The sequence below is a fragment of the Enterovibrio qingdaonensis genome, from assembly GCF_028683135.1.
Lineage (GTDB): Bacteria > Pseudomonadota > Gammaproteobacteria > Enterobacterales > Vibrionaceae > Enterovibrio > Enterovibrio qingdaonensis.
Genome location: NZ_JAJUBB010000033.1, coordinates 18,767 through 27,372, shown reverse-complemented (window position 1 = coordinate 27,372; position 8,606 = coordinate 18,767). Strand labels below are relative to the sequence as shown.

General features: G+C 47.7%; 9 protein-coding genes. 5 read left to right on the top strand and 4 right to left on the bottom strand.

All coding sequences use genetic code 11. The annotated features are described in order from the left end of the window. Positions 1 to 132 precede the first annotated feature (132 nt). The gene (locus LRP49_RS24145; protein WP_274146102.1) at positions 133 to 471 is read left to right on the top strand and encodes a cytosolic protein; all 339 of its coding nucleotides are present in this window, start codon (positions 133 to 135) and stop codon (positions 469 to 471) included. A 69-nt stretch (positions 472 to 540) separates the two neighbouring features. Here LRP49_RS24145 and LRP49_RS24140 read toward each other — a convergent pair whose 3' ends face one another. From LRP49_RS24140 to LRP49_RS24130, 3 genes are all read right to left on the bottom strand, one after another. After that, positions 541 to 1,086, bottom strand: a complete 546-nt coding sequence (locus LRP49_RS24140) for a hypothetical protein (protein WP_274146100.1) — start codon at positions 1,084 to 1,086, stop codon at positions 541 to 543. Next, a complete protein-coding gene (locus tag LRP49_RS24135; protein WP_274146098.1) occupies positions 1,083 to 1,634 on the bottom strand; it encodes a sigma-70 family RNA polymerase sigma factor in 552 nt (183 codons plus the stop codon). The genes LRP49_RS24140 and LRP49_RS24135 overlap by 4 nt, the downstream gene beginning before the upstream one ends. Positions 1,635 to 1,713: 79 nt before the next feature. Beyond that, positions 1,714 to 3,414 carry a vWA domain-containing protein gene (locus LRP49_RS24130; RefSeq protein WP_274146096.1) on the bottom strand — a complete coding sequence of 567 codons (1,701 nt, stop codon included), beginning with the start codon at positions 3,412 to 3,414 and terminating at the stop codon, positions 1,714 to 1,716. A gap of 519 nt (positions 3,415 to 3,933) precedes the next feature. Here LRP49_RS24130 and LRP49_RS24125 point away from each other — a divergent pair. Further along, the gene (locus LRP49_RS24125; protein ID WP_274146094.1) at positions 3,934 to 4,635 is read left to right on the top strand and encodes a hypothetical protein; all 702 of its coding nucleotides are present in this window, start codon (positions 3,934 to 3,936) and stop codon (positions 4,633 to 4,635) included. 253 nt (positions 4,636 to 4,888) lie between these two features. Here the strand turns inward: LRP49_RS24125 and LRP49_RS24120 are convergent, their stop codons facing one another. Then, complete coding sequence (locus LRP49_RS24120; protein ID WP_274146093.1) at positions 4,889 to 5,404, bottom strand: thioesterase family protein; 516 nt, start codon at positions 5,402 to 5,404, stop codon at positions 4,889 to 4,891. Positions 5,405 to 5,531: 127 nt separating this feature from the next. On the opposite strand from LRP49_RS24120, the gene LRP49_RS24115 reads away from it, so the two are divergent. The 3 genes from LRP49_RS24115 (at position 5,532) to LRP49_RS24105 (ending at position 8,568) form a co-directional block, all read left to right on the top strand. Next, positions 5,532 to 6,488, top strand: coding sequence for a GlxA family transcriptional regulator (locus LRP49_RS24115; RefSeq protein WP_274146091.1), 957 nt, complete (start codon positions 5,532 to 5,534; stop codon positions 6,486 to 6,488). A 212-nt stretch (positions 6,489 to 6,700) separates the two neighbouring features. Then, positions 6,701 to 7,591, top strand: a complete 891-nt coding sequence (locus LRP49_RS24110) for a beta-keto acid cleavage family enzyme (RefSeq protein ID WP_274146089.1) — start codon at positions 6,701 to 6,703, stop codon at positions 7,589 to 7,591. A gap of 8 nt (positions 7,592 to 7,599) precedes the next feature. Then, on the top strand, positions 7,600 to 8,568 hold the full coding sequence (locus tag LRP49_RS24105; RefSeq protein ID WP_274146087.1) for a 3-hydroxyacyl-CoA dehydrogenase NAD-binding domain-containing protein: 969 nt from the start codon (positions 7,600 to 7,602) through the stop codon (positions 8,566 to 8,568). The last annotated feature ends 38 nt before the right edge of the window (positions 8,569 to 8,606 follow it).

Below are 8,606 nucleotides of genomic sequence, written 5' to 3'. Positions count from 1 at the left end.
AAAGCGTGTTTCAAGTTGGCCTAATGAAAGCCCGAAATTGGCTCAGAACTGCAGACTTTAGCAACTAAACCTCTACTACCTTCTGCCTCTGATAGTGATAAACTCCCCGCATCAAAATCAACGAGAAACGCTATGTTTATCCATCATGTTAACGGCATCGACTGGCTGGTGATTACCGCTTATGAAGAACTGAAAACGATGTTTATCGAAGAAGCGGGTGCGATCCCCTCTTGCTTCTCTGCCGCCAGCGAGTTGCCCCTGATTGACCAAGCCAAGCGCACTTATGGATATTTGCCTACACTCAGCGGCGTAATCACCGATACTGGCACTTTTCAACGTCAGGATAACGAAGAAGATTTGAACCCACAGCTTGCCTGCCTCGTTGAGGGGCGTGGCCGGGTGTTTATCTATTTTGGCGGCTTTGTGGCTTTTGTGGATGACGAGCAAACCTTCATTACCCGAATGAACTGAAAATTATTCAGTAATTGAAATCGGCAAATTGGCATCCCTAGCAGTGAATGGGGCACAAACATATTTGCGTTATTGCCCCATCAACGCTTTCATCTCTTCCGTCATTGCTTCTTTTGCTTGTGGGTAGGCGTTGAGTAGCTGTTCGAGCTTCTCTTTTGCTTGCTCGGTGTCGTCGTTATCAAGCAGGGTTTGGATTTCCTTCAATTTGATCGCAATGATTTTTTCTGAATCTTCGCGTTTCAATTCACTGGCAAATTTACGGGATTGAACCTCAGCGTTTGCTCTTGCTTTCATTTCTGTTTGCGGGGCTTCCGGTAACGCGACGTCGGCAGGCACAGCATCCATCATCATCTCTACTTCTAGAGACTCTTGGATCACCGCTGGCGGTGTGGAAAGCGGCTTATCTGCCCATTCCCACGGCGCAAGAATAGCTACAAACCCAACAGTTGCTGCAATACCGGTGATTTGCCACCACGGGTATTTAGGCTTTCTTTCTTGCTTGGTCTGAGATTGTGCATAGCGAAGAATGCGCGCATCTATGAGCTCGGAAGGTTCTTCGATAGCCCCGTCTTTGTAGAGCGCGATAATCTCGTCATCAGAGAATTGGTGGGTCATTCTCGACCTCCTAGCTTTTTCGTCAAGCATTGCCTGAGTTGGTCAAGGGCATAACGAAGACGTGTTTTCAGTGTTTCCGGTTTAGCGTCAACAATGTCGCAGATCTGTGCGGGCTCGAACCCCGCTTCGTGACGGAGCAAAAACGCTTCTCGTTGCTTGGGTGCCAGTAAGTGCATGCAATGCTTTAGTGCCGACTGCTGCCGTTCTGCTGGGTTATCGGGCTGCGTCCATGCCTCATCACCGTCAAGCTGGGCGTGATAGTCCTTTTCCGACTGCTGCTTGCGGTACTCATCAATCACAATGTTATGCGCGATGCGATATAGCCAGGTGGTGAATTTAGCCGACGCCTCGTATGATGCGCGTTTGTCGATAACCCGAAACCAGACATCTTGGAACAGCTCCTCTGCTCTTGAATGCTGCGATACGCCAAGCTGTCGCAGTACATAGCGATATAGGGGCGCACGGTGTCGAAGGTACAATTCGCTGAATGCACCTTGGTCACCTGCGCTGAAACTGAGCATAAGATTTTCGTCTGTGTTGTTATTCATACGTGTCTTTAAACGAGGAGCGACAATGCGCCGCTCCATATGTACGCCATGCAGAAATGCACCTTTTCGAGAAGCATGCTTACAAGCTCTGTGCGACCTCTACCATGCGAATAAATTCACCACGGTCATTGTAAGGGTCGTCGCCTCGGTTGTTGCGCGCAATGCTGGCAATCTGTTCATAGGATAAATCATCGAGGTATTGATTATCCTTCAGTTTTTGTGCAAATGCCGCTACCGAGGTGGCAAATTGGAAATCACTGCTGGCTTGCGTGAACGCCGGTTTACCATCTTTACGATGCACAATGGTTTTCACGAGCTTGCTGGTGTCTGCTTCCGGCAGTTTGTAGCGTACTTTCACCTGTGCCACTTCGTTTTGAAGCAGGGCGGTTTTCGTTTGCTTAATTGGCTTTGATTGATAGCGTAGATCGTCGATTTGGCCTTTATCGCCCGCGTAGGTGATTTCATAAATTGCCGTCACTGAATGACCCGCACCAATTTCCCCTGCATCGACCTTGTCATTGTTAAAGTCTTCATCGCGAAGTTGGCGGTTTTGGTAACCAATCAGACGATACTCTTTGACGACTGCGGGATTAAATTCGATTTGGATTTTCACATCAGAGGCGATGCTTTGCAGCGTCCCGCTCATCTGGCGGATCAGCACTTTTTGCGCCTCGTGCAAGGTATCAATGTAGGCGTGATTGCCGTCGCCGATATCCGCAAGTTGCTCCATCATGGCATCGTTGTAGTTGCCACGGCCAAAGCCTAATGTGGTGAGTGAAATACCGTTGTCGCGTTCGGTTTTAATCATGTTCTTCAGCTGATCGAGGTTAGTGACACCCACATTGAAATCGCCGTCGGTGGCCAGAATGACGCGGTTAACGCCATTTTTGATAAAGCCGGATTTCGCCTGTTGATACGCGAGTTTGATGCCACTTTCCCCATAGGTGCCGCCGCCCGCTTGAAGCTGTTTTAGCGCATTGAGGATGTCTTGTTGGTTGTCGCCTTGGGTGGGTTTAAGCACCACGCTGGATGTGCCTGCATACGTGACAAGGCTAACCGTGTCATCGCCGCTTAGCTGTTTTGTCAGCATCGACAGGCTTTGTACCAGCAGTGGCAGCTTATTGGGTTGTCCCATTGAACCGGAGACATCGACAAGGAAAACAAGGTTGGATGGTTTTCGCTCATCGCTTGGTATGTCATAGCCTTTGAGAGCCACGCGAAGTAGCTGACGATCTTCATTCCAAGGAGACGGTGCCAGTTCTGTTTGTACGGAAAATGGCTGGGTAGTCGATGTTGGAACTTCGTAGCCGTAATCAAAGTAGTTAATAAACGCTTCTTCACGAATCGCATCGGCAGGCGGCTTTTGCCCCATATCGAGGTAGCTTCGAATATTGGCGTAACTGCCGGTGTCGACGTCAATAGAGAAGGTCGAGAGTGGCTGCTCACTGACAAGTTGAACCCCGTTGCTCGGCGTCGGCAAGTAGTTGTCGCGATTTGGCTGCACCACAATCATGTCATGAGAGGGCATACCGATCATGGCGCGTTTATTGGTAGGGGCAACGGCATAAAAAACTTCAGGCTGGCTGGCAGGAACCGATTTCGTTGTCTGGCTCTGAATCTGCGTTTGGTGCGCCTCCTGTGCTGTCACCTCTTTTACTTCAGTGCTCACTGTCGGTTGCTGAGACTCGTTCGTTTGCTGCGAGGTGGCTGGTTTATCTGAACAACCAGAAATCAAAACTGTACTGATAAAAAGTGCAATGGTGGTTTTGCGAAGTGTCATGATTCATCCCTTCTTCGAAAATGTGCGCCTGAGATAAGACTCCAGTCGCTGTGTTTGAGGTTACAAACGGCTGGGACATGAAAAGGGGTGAAAATTTTTTGAAGTTTTTTAGAGGGGGTGAGTTTGTACTTGGAAAAGAGTGAGATGAGGGCTTAGCGGATTTTGAATGATGGAGCGAAGTGTTGAGTACGTTTGAGCCACGGTTAGTAGCAATGATCGTCGGAAATGTAAGATGAAGAAATCACGGCTAAACCCTGATTATCGCTGCGTATTCGAGGTGGGCTGAAGGGCATGAAATGCTGCTATTGACAGTTTTGTTCTTTTCTTAAAGTGTCTGTTTGTGTTTCAGTTCAGTGTTTATTTCTAAAGGTGCCGTATAAGTTGACGACTAATTTATCTGATAGGTATCTCATCTTTTGAAGTGGTTGTTTGGTTGAACGCTGATAACCATGCCAAAAACTTTATATTAGCTATGATTTTATGATGGATAACAGCGTATGGTTACTTAAAAGGTCGACAATGTTTAAAACGAAAATCAAATCAGCTAAAGAGAGGTTGCTTGAAGAAAAGCTCTATGAACTAGTTTATGGAGAGATTGACGAAGGGGTGATGAGAGAGGGTTTATGGGCAAAAGCACTAGTGAAAGCCTATGGCGATTCGGCTGCCGCAAAAGCAATTTATATAGAATTAAGAGTTCAAAGCTGTCTAGACGAAATGACCGTATTCAAGGAGATTGAAAAAAAAGGAAAAGTTGCAATTTTAGATGAGGAAGTTCAACAAAGAAAATTGAAAGAACAAATAGAACATTCCGAGTTGCAACGATTGAGGGATTTGGAAAAGTTTCTTGGGCGGCATTATAATCCAACAAGTAAAGCTGCGATAAAAGCAAATTCCAGCTCTAATGATAATTGCCCTAATGTCGTTAATTGTAAATATTTGGAAGAGTATGTTGTAAATAGACACAAGGTTGTTTTTTATGCTGACGTTCCTATTGTCAGGGGGCAATATATTGCCACGTACAAATTTGTCTCAGCAGCTTATCAATGTAAAAATCTCCCCGCAAAATACTACATAGCAGCGGATGAAACTAATAATCTTTGCAACATATATGGTATTGATGGCCAAGGCAATGCCACCCTTTATAGCCAAGAGGGGGGGAATCTTGATTTTTTATCTTTCATACAGTTGAGCAAAACGTTTTTTCGAAATTCTCTAACATAGATTTTTCGAAATCTTAAAATACGGAAAAGCTAGGCTAACACTTTATAGAAAACCAAATAGCTCACTATGCAGTAAGCCAGAATAGGTGACTCGTTTGTTTGTTATTTCGCGACAAGTAGCAAAAGTAACCTTTGTTGATAAAAGTGTTAGTATTTTCAGCGATTTTCAAAAAGCAGAAGGCCCAGACGAGTACCTGACGGTTAAAATGGGTTGATTGATAGTGTCATCTTCCCCGATTTAGCTGTAACACCTCTCAACCCACCCGCTTAATCACAATCCCTCTCCCTGCATTTCTCGGTATTTCCAGCACACTGTGCGCGGTTTGTATTTCATTGACTAACGCTTGAGTCTGCGCCAAGAAAGGCGCAGCTCTTCGCGCTTTCATATCCATGTGCAGGAGCAAGGTTTCCATGGTGGCGAGTTCATCATGGTTGTCTGCGTGATACATGGTTAGAAAAAGCCGTAGTTTCTTGCTGTCGCTTTCTAATAGTTGCCCACGAATAACAATCGGCTCCGCTTCGGCGACTTCTTTTAGGTAGGTCACCATGCTTTGCAGGGTGTAAATCGAGACGCTGTGTTCTTCTCTAAAGGTTTCATCCAAACCAATGTGCAGCATGAAGGCGTCAATGGCCTGACTAAAAGCGACGACATAATAGGCGTCGTTCATGTGGCCGTTGTAGTCTATCCACTCCGGTAAGACCGGACTTTCCAACAAGGTGATCATTCCTGTTTGATGTGGTTGGCGTGCCTCGGCGGACAGGTTTGGCATTTTTCTTCCTCGCGTAAACAAGCTTGGTGATTGGCTCCTATACTAGGTTGAAAAAGTCGACGTTGTTGATTAAAGCCGCACATAAATTGATTTTTATCGACGAATCAAGCGAGGGAGGAGGTGAACCGTGTTTGGCGAACCATCACGCAAGGCCGTACAAAAAATTCACTTTCTGCTTTTGCCTGGCTTCTCGCTGTTTGGGTTAACCTCCATGTTAGATCCCTTGCGTCATGCAAACCGCACGCAAGGAGAAGCCTTATATGAATGGCAACTTATCTCAGAAAACGGCGGATTGATTTCAAGCAGTGACAGCATCGAGATCATGACACATACCGATCTTCGCGCAGTTGAGAAATGTGAAACCCTGATAATTTGTTCGGGCAGTGACCCTGATGTGGTCTCAACGCCAGCCGTGTTGGGCTTTATTCGACAGCAAAGCCATTTTGGTGCTGATATCGGTTGTCAGGATACGGGCGCCTATATTGCCGCTGCGGCAGGTATTTTGGACGGCTATCGCGCAACCATGCATTGGGAAAACCTAGAAACGACGCAAGAGGCGTTTCCTAAGGTGACGTTAGTGCAGGAGCTGCTTGTCATTGATAGAAAACGTTTCTCGTGTCCCGGCGCGTTATCAGGGTTGGATATGATGCTCTATCTCATCAAGTCGCAATACGGACAAGCGTTGGCAACGCGGGTGGCTGACGAGCTGGTTTATACCCACCAACGGGAGCACAGCGAACCTCAGCGTCGCTCGTTACAAATCCGCTTAGATAGCCGAAACCCTAACCTGATTGATGCGGTCAATGTGATGGAGCAGAACATTGAAGAGCCGTTGTTGATCACCGAGTTGGCTGAATGTCTTGGTATTTCAGACAGAGAGTTAGAGCGATTATTTAAACGGCATTTGTCGCAAACGCCCAAAGCGTTCTATCGGCAGCTTCGGTTAGAAAAAGCACGCTGGATGCTGCAACAAACCAATGACAGCGTCACCGCAGTAGCAACAGCCTGTGGCTTTGTCTCCCTCTCCCATTTTACCCGCAGTTACCAAAAACAGTTCTCCAAACTACCGAGTCGAGAACGGTAATATTTCAACGAAAAGTGCTGATCAAAATGTCGCAAACAGGCAGGCGTCTCTGATCGCGACATTTCATCGCTTAGGTCTTTTTTAGGTTAATTAGCGTCGACTTTAGTCAAAGTCGTCGTATTTAAACGTGTAGCTTTAATAGTGCTCGACGATGAAATCTAGGCATAGCCATTTGTCTCTTGTTTTGTTTAACCCACAAAAGAGCCCTTACGATGAATCAAGACGTCATTATTACTTGCGCAATTAATGGTGCAGGGGATACCGCAGATAAAAACCCCAATGTGCCGATCACCCCAGAGCAAATCGCCAACTCAGCCATTGAAGCATGGAATGCAGGGGCGGCCATTGCCCATATTCATGTTCGAGATCCTGCGACAAAGCAGGGGTCTCGACGTGTCGACCTCTATGCAGAAGTTTGTGAGCGTCTGCGCGCGTCCCAGTGCGACATTGTTATTAACCTGACGGCAGGCATGGGCGGCGATCTCTATGTCGGGCCGGAAGAAAACCCAACCGCATTTTGCCCTGAAACGGACTTGGTGGGTGGGCTTGAACGTCTTGTGCACATTGAAGAACTCAAGCCTGAGATCTGTACCCTCGATTGCGGCTCTTTAAATTTCGGGGATAACAACCTCGTCTACGTATCAACGCCGGACATGCTGCGATTGGGTGCTGCCCGAATTAAAGAGCTTGGCGTGACGGTCGAGTTGGAAATTTTTGATACGGGCAATCTTTGGTTTGCCCTGCAAATGAGAAAAGAAGGCTTGCTGGCTGACAATGCCATGTTCCAGCTGTGTCAGGGCATTCCGTGGGGAGCACCACCGGATTTCACCTTGTTAAAAGGCATGGTGGATATGCTGCCGGAAAACAGCCAATGGACTGCGTTTGCGCTTGGCCGAAACCAACTCCCGTGGGCGGCGCAGTCAGCGTTGCTTGGCGGTCATGTGCGCGTTGGCCTTGAAGACAATTTGTATCTCGGTAAAGGGGTACTGGCGACGAATGGACAGTTGGTCGAACGCGCCGTGACGATCATCGAGGGCATGGGGGCGCGTGTTCTCAGCCCCGCTGAGGCGCGAGAAAAGCTTCGCCTGCGTGGCACACAATAGGAGAGATGATGATGCGTCCGAATCCGACTGAGGTGTCAAAAGTAGGGGTCATTGGCACGGGTGTTATTGGTGGTGCTTGGGCTTTGCATTTCCTGCGAATGGGCATGGAAGTTGTCGCTTTCGACCCAGGCCCTAATGCAAAAGAAAAGCTGTTGAAAATGGTCGACAACATTTGGCCGACCATTGAAAAGCTGGGCTTAAGAGACGGCGCAAGCAAAGACAATCTCCGTTTTGTAGATACATTGGAGATGTTGGCCAATCAGGTGGAAGTGATCCAAGAAAGCACACCTGAGCGCATGGATGCCAAGAAGGCACTGTTTGCAGAGCTTGACCGCATCGTCCCCGCTGATGTGGTGATCATTTCCAGCACATCAGGCTATGCCATGACAGAGATGGCAAGCGAGCTTGATGCGCATCCTGAAAGGTTTGTGGTCGGGCATCCTTTCAATCCCCCTTATTTGGTGCCTTTTTGCGAAGTGTGTGGCGGAGAAAGAACGCGTCAAGATGTCGTGGATTGGACAGCTGCGTTTTACGAAGCCACGGAAAAACAAGTGGCGAAAATGGATAAAGAGTTGCCGGGCTTTATTGGCAACCGCTTACAAGAAGCACTGTGGCGTGAAGCACTCCACATGGTGGCAAACAAAGAATGCTCTGTTGAAGATATTGATAAAGCGATTGCCTATGGGCCGGGTCTACGCTGGGCCATTATGGGGCATTGCTTAACCTACCATTTGGGCGGCGGGCAAGGCGGCATGGCGCATTTACTGGACCATTTCGAAGATGCGTTAGAAGAGCCTTGGACTCGTCTTAAAGCCCCCAAACTTACCCAAGAATTGAAAGATGACATGGTGGCAGGTTGCTTGTCGCAAGCCGATGGTGCGTCCATCGATGAGCTAGTGCAAGAACGCGATGACTGCCTCATTCTAATTATGCAAACGCTCGACCAGTATCGAGCGGATAAAGGGATTAAGCGCTAATTGCCGGTCATTTAAACGTTTTTAATAACAGGACGGAC